Genomic DNA, 12,555 nt, shown 5'->3' on the forward strand with positions numbered 1-12,555 from the left:
CGGCCCGGGTGGGGTCGCGCAGCCCGGCGTTTGCGGGGTGCCTCCCCCACTCTCGGCTTCGCTCGAGCGGGAGGTACCCCCACCGCCCACCCGTGCCGCCCTGCGGCACGATTGCCCGCAGTTGCGCGGGGCTGCTGCCCGCAGTTATGTCGTACCCGGGATCAGGCCGTCGTCGCTCAGGAGGTCCTGGACCTCCTCGAGCGTCGCGTCGGGGGACGGGAGGATCAGGTCGGAGGGCTCCAGGGAGTCGTCCGGCAGGGGCTCGCCGAGTTCGTGGACCTTGGCCAGCAGCGCCTTCAAGGTCGCGCGGAAGCCCGGCCCGTCGCCGTTCTCCATCTCGGCGAGCAGTTCCTCGTCCAGCTTGTCCAGCTCGGCGAGCCGGCTCTCGGCCAGCGTCACCTGCCCCTCCCCCATGATCCGTACGATCATGTCGCCCTCCTCGGCGTGGGCTACTGCTTGTCGAAGCGCGGAGTGTCCTGCGGCTGCTGCTGAGACTGCTGCCGGCCGTTTCCGCCTTCGATGGCCTGCTGTCCACCCGTGGGACCGCCGGCCAGCTCGGCCTTCATGCGCTGCAGTTCCAGCTCTACATCCGTACCACCGGAGAGCCGGTCCAGCTCGGCCTGGATGTCGTCCTTGTGCATGCCGGACTGGTCGTCGAGGGCGCCGGAGGCGAGCAGTTCGTCGATCGCGCCGGCCCGCGCCTGGAGCTGGGCGGTCTTGTCCTCGGCCCGCTGGATCGCCATCCCGACGTCGCCCATCTCCTCGGAGATGCCGGAGAAGGCCTCGCCGATCCGGGTCTGCGCCTGGGCGGCGGTGTACGTGGCCTTGATGGTCTCCTTCTTGGTGCGGAAGGCGTCCACCTTGGCCTGGAGGCGCTGGGCCGCGAGGGTGAGCTTCTCCTCCTCGCCCTGCAGCGTGGCGTGCTGCGTCTCCAGGTCCGTCACCTGCTGCTGGAGCGCGGCGCGGCGGGAGAGCGCCTCACGGGCCAGGTCCTCGCGGCCGAGCGCGAGCGCCTTGCGGCCCTGGTCCTCCAGCTTGCCCGACTGGGACTGGAGCTGGTTGAGCTGGAGCTCCAGGCGCTTGCGCGAGGTGGCCACGTCGGCGACACCCCGGCGGACCTTCTGGAGCAGCTCCAGCTGCTTCTGGTACGAGTAATCGAGGGTCTCGCGCGGGTCCTCGGCCCGGTCAAGGGCCTTGTTCGCCTTCGCGCGGAAGATCATCCCCATACGCTTCATGACACCGCTCATGGGCTTCGCGCGCCCCCTTCTGACCGACTCCAGCTCCAGCACCTGCGACAGAACCCACAGTACGGGCCCCACATCCATTACCGCACTGTTCGGGGACGGATGCGCTCATCCCCAAGGACGACTGAGTACCCTCCCGATCCGGCGTAGGGAGTAGGTGGTCCCCGGGGCCGGCCGACCGGACCACCCGGAGGCCCGCACAACGTCCCCCTCTGTCCTATTGGAGACGTCCGGTGTTGCCGGATCGTTCCCCATGGGGCTGGGGTCCAACCCCGGGCACCCCGTACCCTTGGGTTTTGTGTTCCGTAGCCGCGCCAAGGAAGAGAAGGCATCGGTCGCCGACAAGGCGACGGTGACCGACTCCAAGCAGACCCGTCACCCGGAGGCCCCGAAGGGCCGCCCCACGCCCAAGCGGAGCGTGGCCCAGTCGCAGCGCCGCAGCGTCGCCAATACGACGATGACGCGCAAGGAGGCCGCCAAGCGGCAGCGCGAGGAGCGCCGTGCCGCGATGGAGCGTCAGCGCCAGGCGCTGGCCAGCGGCGACGAGCGCTATCTGCCCGCCCGCGACAAGGGGCCGGTGCGCCGGTTCGCGCGGGACTTCGTGGACTCGCGGTTCAACATCGCGGAGTACTTCCTGCCGATGGCCGTGATCATCCTGGTGATGAGCATGATCCAGGTGCCGCAGCTTCAGAACGTCGCGCTGCTGCTGTGGCTCGTGGTGATCGTGATGATCGTCCTCGACTCGATCGTGACCGGGTTCCGGCTGAAGAAGCGGCTGGCGGAGCGCTTCCCCGACGACCGCCGACGCGGCGCGGTGGCCTACGCGCTGATGCGCTCGCTCCAGATGCGCCGACTGCGGCTGCCCAAGCCCCAGGTCAAGCGCGGGGAGCGGCCCTGAGCGCCACGCTCAGCGGGCTCAGTGGGCTCTCCGGGCTGCGTGACGTCGTCCGGCAGGAGCTGGTGGCCCGCCAGCTGGAGGAACAGATAGCGGGGCGCTTCGCGGTCGGACGACGGCTGCGGGTGCTCGACGTCGGCATGGGCCGGGGCGCGCAGGCGCTCTGGCTCGCCCGCGCCGGCCACCAGGTGACCGGCGTCGAACAGGACGCGGCGATGATCGCCGCCGCGCGGGAGGCCCTCGCCGGGCAACCGGAGGGCATCCGGGAGCGGATGCGGATCGTCGAGGGCGCCGCCGGCGACACCGGTGTGCATTTCCTGCCGGGCAGCTTCGACGTGGTGCTCTGTCATGACGTGCTCATGTACGTCGAGGAGCCGGACGCGCTGCTGGCGGGGCTGGCCCGGATGCTGGCGCCCGGCGGACTGCTGTCCCTGCTGGTGCGCAACGGCGACGCGCCGGCGATGCGGGCGGGCCTGCGCGGCGACTGGGCGGAGGCGCTGGCGGCCTTCGACACGGAGTCGTACCGGCTGAAGCGGCTGACGGCGACGCTCGCGGGGATCGGGGCGCCGCTGCACACCTGGTACGGCGTACGGGTCTTCACGGACACGGCGGCGGACGACGCGGTCCCGGACGACCTGGACGCCCTGCTCACCCTCGAGGACCGGGCCGGCCGCACGGACCCGTACCGGGGTGTGGCGGCGCTGCTGCACCTGTGCGGGGTCCGGGGCTGAGACCTCGGCACCGGACGGGCGGGCGCCGCGCTTTCCTCGCCCCCGCCGCCCCTTCCCGTCCCTCCCTGGGGGCTGCGCCCCCAGACCCCCTTCGCGCAGTTCCCCGCGCCCCTATATGCCCAGACCCCCTTCGCGCCCACGCGGCGGAGCCGCATAGCGGCACAGCCCCGCGCCCCTTCAGGGGCGCGGGGAACCGCGCGAACAACCACCCACCCACCCGCGCGTCCGGGGTCAAAGGGGCAGCGCCCCTTGGGAACGGGCGGCGGGGAGCCGAGCCCTCCGGCTCAGTTCCCCGGGTTCACGCCTCTTCCGCGTGGAGGCTCATCGGGCCGTAGATCTCCGTGGTGTCCTCCAGCAGCCGCACCTGGTCGGCGCCGCCCTCCGCGAGAGCCTTCCAGTGCTCCCCGATCCAGGACTCGGCATCCCCCTGTGTGGGGAACTCCTCCGGCGGCACCGCGGGCTCGACCTGCGTCCCGTCGGCCTTCTCGAACCGCCACGTCCATGCCGCCATGTACGCCTCCCAAGAGTGTGATCACACCGGACTTAAAGCCTAGTCGGACGGGCAGTCACCGTGGGGGCAGGTGAGAATCGGGGCGTGGAACTGACTCTGCTCGGCACCGGTGCCCCGGCGGGACTGCCCCGCCCCGACTGTCCCTGCGCCGCGTGCGCGTCCGCGCTCGGCGCGGACGCGCGGGCGGCCACCTCGCTGCTCGTGGACGGGACGCTGCTGCTCGACCTCACGCCGGGCACCGCGTTCGCGGCCGCCCGCGCGGGGCGTTCGCTGGGCGGCGTGCGCCAGGTGCTGCTGTCGCACCCGCACGACGGCCCCGCGGTCGAGGTGCCGGCCGGGCTGCCGCAGCCGGGACGGGTGCCGGACGGGCGGGAGTTGGCGCTGCTGACGGGGCATCGGGTGCGGGCGGTGGCGCTGGACGCGCCCGGCACCGGGTACGCGGTGACCGGCCCGGACGGGCAGCGGCTGCTGTACCTGCCGCCGGGCGGGGCGCCGGCCGGTCTCGAGAGGCCTGCCGAGCCGTACGCCATGGTGCTGCTGGACGTCGTGGGGCGGCCGGACGCGCTGGCGAGGCTGCGGGAGGCGGGGGCGGTGGGCCCGGCCACGGATGTCGTCGCCGTCCACCTGGACCACGACGTGCCGCCGGGCGCGGAGTCGCGGCGCCGGCTCGCGGCGGCCGGGGCACGCGCCGTGCCGGACGGGACCATCCTGGAGGTGGGCGCCTACGAGGACGTGCCCGACGTACCGCGGCGGACGCTGGTGCTGGGCGGGGCGCGCTCGGGCAAGTCGGTGGAGGCGGAGCGGCGGCTGGAGTCGTTCCCGGAGGTGCTGTACGTGGCGACCGGCGGGTCGCGCAACGGGGACACGGAGTGGGCGGCGCGGGTGTCGGCGCATCAGGAGCGGCGGCCGGGGTCGTGGCGGACCGTCGAGACGTGCGATCTGGTGCCGCTGCTGAAGGACGACGGGCCGCCGCTGCTGATCGACTGTCTGTCGCTGTGGCTGACGGACGCGATGGACGCCGTGGGGGCGTGGGACGACGCGGAGTGGGCGGACGGCGGGGAGCGGGCGCTGCGGGACCGGATGCGGGAGCTGACGGACGCGGTGCGCGGGACATGGCGGACGGTGGTCGCCGTGTCCAACGAGGTCGGCTCGGGCATCGTGCCCGCGACCGCGTCCGGCCGCCGGTACCGGGACGAACTCGGGCGGCTGAACGCGGCGTTCGCGCGGGAGTGCGAGCAGGTGCTGCTGGTGGTGGCGGGGCAGGCGGTCGTCCTGCGGGGATGAGCCCTCGGGCGCGGTGCTACGGCTTCGGTTTCGGCTACGGCTTCGGTTTCAGTTTCGGCTTCGGCTTCGGCTTCGGCTTCGGCTTCCGCGCGATGATCCGGTAGGCGTTGGCGAACGGGGTGTGCCGCACCACGGGCGCGAGGGCCAGGTCCGTCACCGCCGCCGCGACCACCAGCGGGGTGCCCGCGCGGAGCAGCACCGCGCGCAGGTGCCGCTGGAACGGGGTCGGCGGGACGGCACGCCAGGGGGTGTCCGGGGCGGGCAGCGCGTGGGAGAGGGCCAGGGCGGTCAGGCCGGCCAGGTCGTGCGGTACGTGCGCGGCGCGGTGCCCGGCGGTGACGATGGCGCAGCCGCGCTTCTCGAGCTCCGCGCGGAGGTTGCGCTGGGGCAGCAGGTGCGGTCGGCGGGGCTGGTCGTAGGGCAGCCACCAGCGGCCGAACAGGGTGGCGAAGGCGCAGCGCGGGTCCAGGGTCTCGATGAGCAGGTGGCCGCCGGGGCGCAGGGCGTCGAGGGCCGCGTGGAGCTCCGCGCGGGGGTCGGTGGTGTGTTCCAGGTGGTGCAGCAGGCTGACGATGTCGTAGCGGCCGGCCAGCCGGGCCAGGACCCGCGGGTCGGTCAGCGGCCCGATGTGGGCCTCCTCGACGCGGCCGAGCGTACGGGCCCGCTCGACGCGCGCGGTGAGGTCGGTGCCGTCGAAGGCGGTGTACGGGAAGAACTCCCGCGCGGTCAGCGGGAAGCGTGCGAGTCCGGTGCCGACGTCCAGCCAGCTCTCCGGTTCGCCGAAGGGGAGCATCGCGCGGGCCGCGCCCCGGTGGCGGTGCCGGACGGCGTGCAGGGCGAGGACGCGTTCGGTGGCGGGGTCGCGGGGAGCGCCGCACACGGTCCGCCGGTAGAAGGCGAGGCCCTCGGCGGTGAGGCGGGGGTTCTGGAAGGTGTGGCCGCAGTCCCGGCACTCGTCGACGGTGAACAGGCCCGGCCGGTGCCGGCGCAGATCGCCCGTTCTCAGCCGGTTGCGCAGCCGCGCGGAGCCGCACCAGGGGCAGTCCCCGCGGCGCGGCTCGTGCACCCGGGCGGAGCCGTGGGGGGCGGGGATCGCGCGGGCTGGGTCGGTTGCGGACATGGGCGGCTCCCGGCGTGAGGGCGTACGGCACTCGGATGGGGCGACGTACGGGGATGAGTGGGACGGACAGACGAATGTCCGGCGATCCACGGCAAAACGTTACGGATGGGAGGGCGCCACGGGGTGGAACGGCGCCGGGGTGGCGTGGTGGGGGTGAGGCCCCGTACGCGAGGCCGACCGGTGGGCCGTCGTGTCGGACGGGGGCCGGTACTGTTCGGCGAATGAGCTCGCTTAATCTCGACGACTTCACCGATCTGATCGAGCGTCCGGACGGCGGGGTGCGCCGTGACGCGGAGGCGCGCCGGGAGCGCCAGATCGTGCCGCCCGGATCGCTGGGCCGCCTGGACGACCTGGGTGAGTGGCTGGCGGCGGCGCAGTCCGCGGTGCCGGTGCGGCCGATCGAACGGCCGCGGGTCGTGCTGTTCGCCGGCGATCACGGGATCGCCGGGCTGGGTGTCTCCGCGCGGGCCGCGGGCAGCGCCGTGGAACTGGTGCGGGAGGTGCTGGAGGGCGGCCGTCCGGTGTCCGTGCTCGCCCGGCGGCAGGGCGTGCCGGTGCGGGTGGTCGACATGTCCCTGGACTGCGACCCGGAATCGCTGCCCGAGGACGTCGTGCGCCACCGGGTGCGGCGGGGCAGCGGGCGCATCGACATCGAGGACGCGCTGACCCCGGAGGAGACGGAGGCGGCCTTCCGCGCGGGGATGGCCGTGGCCGACGAGGAGGCCGACTCCGGTACGGATCTGGTGGTGCTCGGCGATGTGAGCGTGGGCGGGACCACGGTGGCGGGCGTGCTGGTGGCCGCGCTGTGCGGGACGGACGCGTCGGTGGTGACCGGGCGCGGCGGACTGGCGATCGACGACCTGGCGTGGATGCGCAAGTGCGCGGCGATCCGGGACGCGTTGCGGCGGGCGCGGCCGGTGCTGGGTGATCAGTTGCAGCTGCTGGGGACGGTCGGCGGGGCCGACCTGACCGCGATGACGGGGTTCCTGCTGCAGGCGGCGGTGCGGAAGCTGCCGGTCGTGCTGGACGGTGTGGTGACGGCGGCGTGTGCGCTGGTGGCGCAGCGGGTGGCGTTCCGGGCGCCGGACTGGTGGCTCGCGGCGCACGACAGCGGCGAGCCGGGGCAGGCGAAGGCGCTGGACCGGATGGCGCTGGACCCTGTGCTGTCGCACGGTGTCACGGTCGGGGAGGGCGCGGGCGGTCTGCTGGCGCTGCCCCTGGTCCAGGCGGCGGCGGCTCTGGCGGCAGAGCTGCCGGAGGTTTCGGCTTCGCCGGAGTGACGGGGCGGGGGGCGAAGAAGACTTCGGGTCAGTCCCGTTCCAAGGGGCGCGGCGTGGGGTCCGGTGTGCCGCCGAGCCAGTTTTCGACGGCCCGTCGGGGGCCGGACCAGCGGCGGTCGTGGTGGTAGGCGCGCAGGATCGCGCGGGCGCGGGCACGCGGCCGGCGACGGTAGAAGCGCCGGGCCCACAGCGACCCCGGCCGGGCCAGCCGCAGCGACCCGATCACGGCCACCGCCGGGATGATCACACCGAAGACGGCGACACGCGCCTTCCCCTTGCTCAGGGCGATCAGCGCGAACAGGAAGTTCACCCCCACGCTCGCGGCGGCACCCGCGCGGTTCTGGAGCTCCTCCTGGGACAGGTCGTTGACACCGAACGGCGCGAACCCCGCCAGCAGCAGCCCGACCAGCGCGGCGGTGAGCACGACCGCCTCGACGCTCTTGCGCCCCGCCTCGGTCCAGTACACGTCGTCGAGGTGCAGGATGAGCGCGAACTCGTCCAGGACCAGCCCCGCGCCGATACCGAACAGCACCGCGGCGAAGGCGGAGCCCAGCCCGTCCCCTCCGCTCGCCACCGAGCCGAAGCCGCCGACGACCGCGAGGACGACACCGGGCACGACGTGGTGGATGTGCAGTTCACCCGCCGTGACATTGCCGAAGGGCCCCTTCCCGGCCCGGATCAGACGGGTGATGATCCGGGTGATCACAAAGGTGAGGACGAAGGCGGCGAGCGCGAGGAGCAGCGGAAGCTTGCCCGGCTCGATGATGTTCCGATCCAGCCAATGTCCCATATGGGCACTTTATCCACAGGGGACACGGACGCCCCGGTGACCGCCGGGTAATCTGCGCCGGTGCCCGCACCCCCCTCCCCCGCATCCGTCGCCGACGGCCTCCGCTTCGCCTTCGGCACCCTCACCGTGCTCCCGGTCCGGGTCACCCGCTGGGACCGGCCGGCCGCACGCGCCGGAATGCTGTGCGCCCCGGCGGCCGGCCTGGTGGTCGGCGCCCTGTCCGCCGCCACGGGGCTCCTGCTGCTGCTCCTCGGCGCGGGCGCGCCGCTCGCCGCCGTCGCCACCGTCGCCGTACCGGCCGCCCTGACCCGCGGTCTGCACCTCGACGGGCTCGCCGACACCGCGGACGGGCTCGGCAGCGCCAAGCCCGCCGAGGACGCGCTGCGGATCATGAAGCAGTCGGACATCGGCCCGTTCGGGGTGCTCACGCTCGTCCTCGTGCTGCTGGCCCAGGTGGCCGCGCTGACGCAGGCGTACGGCCACGGCTGGGCGCGGGGCGCGTTCGCCGCCGTCGTGTCGGCGGTCGTGGCGCGGCTGGCGCTCACCCTGGCCGCCCGCGCCGGTGTGCCGCCCGCCCGGCCGGAAGGGCTGGGCGCGGCGGTCGCGGGGGTGGTGCCGGTGGCGGGCGCGGTGGGCGCCGCGCTCGCGGTCGCCGGGCTCGCGGCGGCCGGGGGCGCGCCCCTGGGGGCGTACGACGTCCTGCGCGCCGTACTCGCCGTGGTCCTGGCCGTCGCCGTCGCCGAACTGCTGCTGCGGCACTGTGTCCGCCGTTTCGGCGGGGTCACGGGCGATGTCTTCGGCGGCCTCGCGGAGACGGCGGCGACGACCGCGCTCGTCGTCATGTCACTGGGCTGAGACCGCCGCGAAGCCGGGGGGTCATTCCCGGAGGAGGAGCGCGGCGATCGCCGTGCCCGCGCCGCTCACCACCCCCACGACCGCCAGGGCGACGCAACGCGCCCTCAGCCGCCGGTAGCGGGCCTCGTACTCGGTGCGCAGCTCGGCCGCCCGGTCGCGGATCCGCACCAGCATGGCCCGGGAGGCGGCGATCCGGTCGGCCCGGTACACGCGTTCCACCTCTTCGCGCTGCGCGGTCGTCAGCCACGGCAGTTCCCCGGCGAACCGGCCGGCCTGCCGCCGGGCCTCCTCGACCTCGGCGGCCCACAGGAGGTGGCCTTCGAGCCGGTTCAGGCCGAGGGCGCTCTCCTGGCGGGGGTTCACACGCTCCTCCACGTTCCGGGCCGTGATCTCATCGCTGCTTGTCGCCGGGGGCCACGGTCGCGGAGGCCTCGGGGCGGTTCTCGCTGTCGTCCAGTGCGGCGATGTCCGGGTGGTGCAGGTCGAACGCCGGGGACTCACTGCGAACCTTGGGCAGGGTGGTGAAGTTGTGCCGCGGGGGCGGGCAGGAGGTCGCCCACTCCAGCGAGCGGCCGTAGCCCCACGGGTCGTCGACGCCGACCGGCTTGCCGTACTTGGCCGTCTTCCAGACGTTGTAGAAGAACGGCAGCATCGACATGCCCAACAGGAACGAGGCGATCGTCGAGACCGTGTTCAGGGCGGTGAAGCCGTCGGCCGCGAGGTAGTCGGCGTAGCGGCGCGGCATGCCCTCGGCGCCCAGCCAGTGCTGGACCAGGAAGGTGCCGTGGAAGCCGATGAACAGCGTCCAGAAGGTGATCTTGCCGAGACGCTCGTCGAGCATCTTGCCGGTGAACTTCGGCCACCAGAAGTGGAATCCGGCGAACATCGCGAACACCACGGTGCCGAACACCACGTAGTGGAAGTGCGCGACGACGAAGTACGAGTCCGTGACGTGGAAGTCCAGCGGCGGCGAGGCCAGCAGGACGCCGGTCAGACCGCCGAAGAGGAAGGTGACGAGGAAGCCCAGCGCCCACAACATCGGCGTCTCGAAACTCAACGACCCCTTCCACATGGTGCCGATCCAGTTGAAGAACTTCACACCCGTCGGCACCGCGATCAGGAACGTCATGAAGGAGAAGAACGGCAGCAACACCGCACCGGTGGGGAACATGTGGTGCGCCCACACCGTCACCGACAGACCCGCGATCGCGATCGTCGCACCGATCAGACCCATGTAGCCGAACATCGGCTTGCGGGAGAAGACCGGGATGACCTCACTGACGATGCCGAAGAACGGCAGCGCGATGATGTACACCTCGGGATGGCCGAAGAACCAGAACAGGTGCTGCCACAGCATCGCCCCGCCGTTGGCCGAGTCGAAGATGTGCGCCCCGAACTTGCGGTCCGCCTCCAGCGCGAACAGCGCCGCCGCCAGGACCGGGAAGGCCAGCAGGACCAGCACACCGGTCAGCAGCACGTTCCAGGTGAAGATCGGCATGCGGAACATCGTCATGCCGGGCGCGCGCATGCAGATGATCGTGGTGATGAAGTTGACCGAGCCGAGGATGGTGCCGAAGCCGGAGAACGCCAGACCCATGATCCACATGTCGGCGCCGATGCCCGGCGAGCGGACCGCGTCCGACAGCGGCGAGTAGGCGAACCAGCCGAAGTCGGCCGCCCCGTCCGGGGTGAGGAAACCACCCACCGCGATCAGCGAGCCGAACAGGTACAGCCAGTAGGCGAACATGTTCAGCCGCGGGAAGGCGACGTCCGGCGCGCCGATCTGCAGCGGCATGATCCAGTTCGCGAAACCGGCGAACAGCGGCGTCGCGAACATCAGCAGCATGATCGTGCCGTGCATCGTGAACGCCTGGTTGAACTGCTCGTTCGACACGATCTGCAGACCCGGCCGGGCCAGCTCGGCGCGCATCACCAGCGCCAGGATCCCGCCCACCAGGAAGAAACCGAACGATGTCGTCAGATACAGCGTGCCGATCGTCTTGTGGTCCGTGGTCGTCAGCCACTTGACGACCACGTAGCCGCGCCTCTGGCGCCGTACCGGCAGCTCGTCCTCGTAGATCTCCTCGTCGAGTGAGCCCACCGTGCTCTTGTCCGCCACTGTCCAAGTCCTCCTATGGGCTCGGGGAGAGTTCCGAAGGCAGCATGACGGGACGATTCCCGGCCGTGCCCGAAGTCGGACACCGTGGCGCGCTTTCCACTCGGCAATCGGGTGACATCGAATTTCCGTGCTGGTGGCGGGCACGGTGGCCGCCGCGCCCGCCGCCATTGTCACCGGGCTGAAACGATCTCCCCGCCCCCTGTGGACCCGCCGTCCACGCCGTTAGCCTGAACCGCCGAACAGACAGAACAACGGGGGACGTTGATGCCGACCTTTCGTCGTGCCGTGGCCTGGTTCATCGACTTCGCACTGGTGGTGGCGCTGGCCTCGGTGCTCGCGGTGCTCACCTTCAACCGGATATCCACCCTGGTCACCGACGTGCCCGAACTCGCCACGCGCGGCGGTTTCGATCTGCTGACCTCGCGCGGTGACGTGGTCGACGCCTCCGAGGACCTCGGCCTGTCACTGTGGAACAAGTCCGTGCTCTACGTCGAACAGGCCTTCGGGCTGCTGGTCGTCGTCACGTTCCTCTACCAGTGGGCGTGCCTGGCCCTGATCGGGCGCACCCTCGGCAAGGGGCTGACCGGGCTGCGGATCACGCCCCGCGGGCCCGGCGCGGCGGCGCGCCGGGCGGCGGTGACCACGACGGCGGACGTCGCCGTGTACGCCGTGGCCTGTGTGCTGCTGATCGAGGGGCGGTTCGCGCTGTCCGTGCTGGTGTGGGCGGTCGCGGTGGCCCTGTTCCTGGTCAACGCGCTGCCCGTGCTGGGCGCCGGCCGCCGTTCCCTCGCCGACCGGGTGGCGGGCACGTCGGTGACGGGGCTCGGCCTCAGCAGGCCTGACGCCATGCGTCCAGTTCGTACTTTTTGAGCAGGGAACTCAGCCCCAGCCGCCGGGAGTCGGCGCAGAAGCGGTCGGTGGTCAGCTCGTACTCGACGTGGAAGACGGCCTTGTCCGCCTCGACGAACGGGGTCAGTTCGGCGCACTCGCCGTACTGGGCGCACTGTTCGTTGACCGCGAAGTCGAAGTCGTCGACCAGTTCGGGGATCTGGTCGAGGTCGTTCTTCAGGCCGACGGCCATACCGCGCTCGTGGGCGATCCGGGCGATCAGCCGGTTGTAGCGGAGCTGGTCGTCGGCGGTGAGCGGGAACCCGGTGCGGTTGCGGTAGCCGTCCATGTTGTCCGGCTCCACCGCGTCGAAGCCCTTCTCCCGGCACATGTCGATGCGCTCGGCCATGAGCGGCTCCAGTACGTCGGTACGGCGGATGTCGAGCCAGCGCTCGCCCTCCCAGCCGTTGCCGCGGCCGATCACCGACTCGGGGAAGTCGTCCGCGTCCGGGCGGAAGTCCTCCCAGGCGCCGGTGGAGAGGTAACAGATGACCTTCCGGCCGTCGCCGTGCAGCTTCGCGACCGTCTCCTCCGAGTGGTCGAAGCCGTCGATGTCGTAGACGGGGACGTCGACGGAGGTGTCGAGCCGTCCGCTGAGCTGCCACTGCCAGTCGGTACCGGGCCGGGGCTGCCAGCGGTCGACGGCCGGTGTCTTCGCGTCGGCCGCGTCGTCGGCGCCGGGTCCGGGCGCGGCCGTACAGGCCGCCAGCAGCAGGGCGAGCAGCGGAACAAGGAGGAAGGGTCGTCTCACCTGGCGGTCTCCAGAACGGGCGGCGGTGTGGTCGGCACCGCGGGCGGTACACAGGAACTTCAAGGATCATCGTCGCCGCCCCCGGGT

14 protein-coding genes are annotated in these 12,555 nt (G+C 72.3%); 6 read left to right on the forward strand and 8 right to left on the reverse strand.

From position 1 onward, the window contains the following. Positions 1-144: 144 nt before the first annotated feature. Together pspAA and AMK33_RS27185 are read right to left on the reverse strand one after the other, a co-directional pair. Positions 145-429, reverse strand: coding sequence for a PspA-associated protein PspAA (gene pspAA, locus AMK33_RS27180; RefSeq protein WP_073935604.1), 285 nt, complete (start codon positions 427-429; stop codon positions 145-147). A 20-nt stretch (positions 430-449) separates the two neighbouring features. Then, entirely contained in the window at positions 450-1,235 is a 786-nt protein-coding gene (locus AMK33_RS27185) for a PspA/IM30 family protein (RefSeq protein WP_268817387.1), read from the reverse strand. 262 nt (positions 1,236-1,497) lie between these two features. On the opposite strand from AMK33_RS27185, the gene AMK33_RS27190 reads away from it, so the two are divergent. Together AMK33_RS27190 and AMK33_RS27195 are read left to right on the forward strand one after the other, a co-directional pair. After that, on the forward strand, positions 1,498-2,142 hold the full coding sequence (locus AMK33_RS27190) for a DUF3043 domain-containing protein (RefSeq protein ID WP_073935605.1): 645 nt from the start codon (positions 1,498-1,500) through the stop codon (positions 2,140-2,142). A gap of 62 nt (positions 2,143-2,204) precedes the next feature. Continuing rightward, on the forward strand, positions 2,205-2,870 hold the full coding sequence (locus tag AMK33_RS27195; protein WP_073935606.1) for a class I SAM-dependent methyltransferase: 666 nt from the start codon (positions 2,205-2,207) through the stop codon (positions 2,868-2,870). Positions 2,871-3,168: 298 nt separating this feature from the next. Here AMK33_RS27195 and AMK33_RS27200 read toward each other — a convergent pair whose 3' ends face one another. Continuing rightward, positions 3,169-3,381, reverse strand: a complete 213-nt coding sequence (locus tag AMK33_RS27200) for a hypothetical protein (RefSeq protein ID WP_073935607.1) — start codon at positions 3,379-3,381, stop codon at positions 3,169-3,171. Positions 3,382-3,465: 84 nt separating this feature from the next. Between AMK33_RS27200 and AMK33_RS27205 the strand changes: the two genes are divergently transcribed. Then, positions 3,466-4,665 carry a bifunctional adenosylcobinamide kinase/adenosylcobinamide-phosphate guanylyltransferase gene (locus tag AMK33_RS27205; protein WP_073935608.1) on the forward strand — a complete coding sequence of 400 codons (1,200 nt, stop codon included), beginning with the start codon at positions 3,466-3,468 and terminating at the stop codon, positions 4,663-4,665. 34 nt (positions 4,666-4,699) lie between these two features. Here the strand turns inward: AMK33_RS27205 and AMK33_RS27210 are convergent, their stop codons facing one another. After that, positions 4,700-5,785 carry a class I SAM-dependent methyltransferase gene (locus tag AMK33_RS27210; protein ID WP_073935609.1) on the reverse strand — a complete coding sequence of 362 codons (1,086 nt, stop codon included), beginning with the start codon at positions 5,783-5,785 and terminating at the stop codon, positions 4,700-4,702. 221 nt (positions 5,786-6,006) lie between these two features. Here AMK33_RS27210 and cobT point away from each other — a divergent pair, with 221 nt between their 5' ends. Further along, the gene (gene cobT / locus AMK33_RS27215; protein WP_073935610.1) at positions 6,007-7,065 is read left to right on the forward strand and encodes a nicotinate-nucleotide--dimethylbenzimidazole phosphoribosyltransferase; all 1,059 of its coding nucleotides are present in this window, start codon (positions 6,007-6,009) and stop codon (positions 7,063-7,065) included. 28 nt (positions 7,066-7,093) lie between these two features. Here the strand turns inward: cobT and AMK33_RS27220 are convergent, their stop codons facing one another. Further along, positions 7,094-7,855, reverse strand: coding sequence for a hypothetical protein (locus tag AMK33_RS27220; RefSeq protein WP_073935611.1), 762 nt, complete (start codon positions 7,853-7,855; stop codon positions 7,094-7,096). Positions 7,856-7,915: 60 nt separating this feature from the next. On the opposite strand from AMK33_RS27220, the gene AMK33_RS27225 reads away from it, so the two are divergent. Then, positions 7,916-8,710, forward strand: coding sequence for an adenosylcobinamide-GDP ribazoletransferase (locus AMK33_RS27225; RefSeq protein ID WP_073935612.1), 795 nt, complete (start codon positions 7,916-7,918; stop codon positions 8,708-8,710). A 21-nt stretch (positions 8,711-8,731) separates the two neighbouring features. Here AMK33_RS27225 and AMK33_RS27230 read toward each other — a convergent pair whose 3' ends face one another. Together AMK33_RS27230 and ctaD are read right to left on the reverse strand one after the other, a co-directional pair. Next, the gene (locus AMK33_RS27230; protein ID WP_073935788.1) at positions 8,732-9,073 is read right to left on the reverse strand and encodes a hypothetical protein; all 342 of its coding nucleotides are present in this window, start codon (positions 9,071-9,073) and stop codon (positions 8,732-8,734) included. Between the two features lie 28 nt (positions 9,074-9,101). Further along, on the reverse strand, positions 9,102-10,829 hold the full coding sequence (gene ctaD, locus AMK33_RS27235) for an aa3-type cytochrome oxidase subunit I (RefSeq protein ID WP_073935613.1): 1,728 nt from the start codon (positions 10,827-10,829) through the stop codon (positions 9,102-9,104). A gap of 264 nt (positions 10,830-11,093) precedes the next feature. Between ctaD and AMK33_RS27240 the strand changes: the two genes are divergently transcribed. Continuing rightward, complete coding sequence (locus AMK33_RS27240; RefSeq protein WP_073935614.1) at positions 11,094-11,699, forward strand: RDD family protein; 606 nt, start codon at positions 11,094-11,096, stop codon at positions 11,697-11,699. Here AMK33_RS27240 and AMK33_RS27245 read toward each other — a convergent pair. Then, positions 11,659-12,468: an endo alpha-1,4 polygalactosaminidase gene (locus tag AMK33_RS27245; protein WP_073935615.1), complete on the reverse strand. Its 810-nt coding sequence runs from the start codon at positions 12,466-12,468 to the stop codon at positions 11,659-11,661. The genes AMK33_RS27240 and AMK33_RS27245 overlap by 41 nt on opposite strands. Between the last annotated feature and the right edge of the window lie 87 nt (positions 12,469-12,555).

Source organism: Streptomyces sp. CB02400 (genome assembly GCF_001905725.1).
GTDB lineage: Bacteria > Actinomycetota > Actinomycetes > Streptomycetales > Streptomycetaceae > Streptomyces > Streptomyces atrovirens.

What these genes read in the sequence shown, in the direction of transcription:
- pspAA (WP_073935604.1), bottom strand. Translation starts at nt 429, where the DNA reads ATGATCGTACGGATCATGGGGGAGGGGCAGGTGACGCTGGCCGAGAGC.
- AMK33_RS27185 (WP_268817387.1), bottom strand. Translation starts at nt 1,235, where the DNA reads ATGAAGCGTATGGGGATGATCTTCCGCGCGAAGGCGAACAAGGCCCTT.
- AMK33_RS27190 (WP_073935605.1), top strand. Translation starts at nt 1,498, where the DNA reads ATGGGGCTGGGGTCCAACCCCGGGCACCCCGTACCCTTGGGTTTTGTG.
- AMK33_RS27200 (WP_073935607.1), bottom strand. Translation starts at nt 3,381, where the DNA reads ATGGCGGCATGGACGTGGCGGTTCGAGAAGGCCGACGGGACGCAGGTC.
- AMK33_RS27210 (WP_073935609.1), bottom strand. Translation starts at nt 5,785, where the DNA reads ATGTCCGCAACCGACCCAGCCCGCGCGATCCCCGCCCCCCACGGCTCC.
- cobT (WP_073935610.1), top strand. Translation starts at nt 6,007, where the DNA reads ATGAGCTCGCTTAATCTCGACGACTTCACCGATCTGATCGAGCGTCCG.
- AMK33_RS27220 (WP_073935611.1), bottom strand. Translation starts at nt 7,855, where the DNA reads ATGGGACATTGGCTGGATCGGAACATCATCGAGCCGGGCAAGCTTCCG.
- AMK33_RS27240 (WP_073935614.1), top strand. Translation starts at nt 11,094, where the DNA reads ATGCCGACCTTTCGTCGTGCCGTGGCCTGGTTCATCGACTTCGCACTG.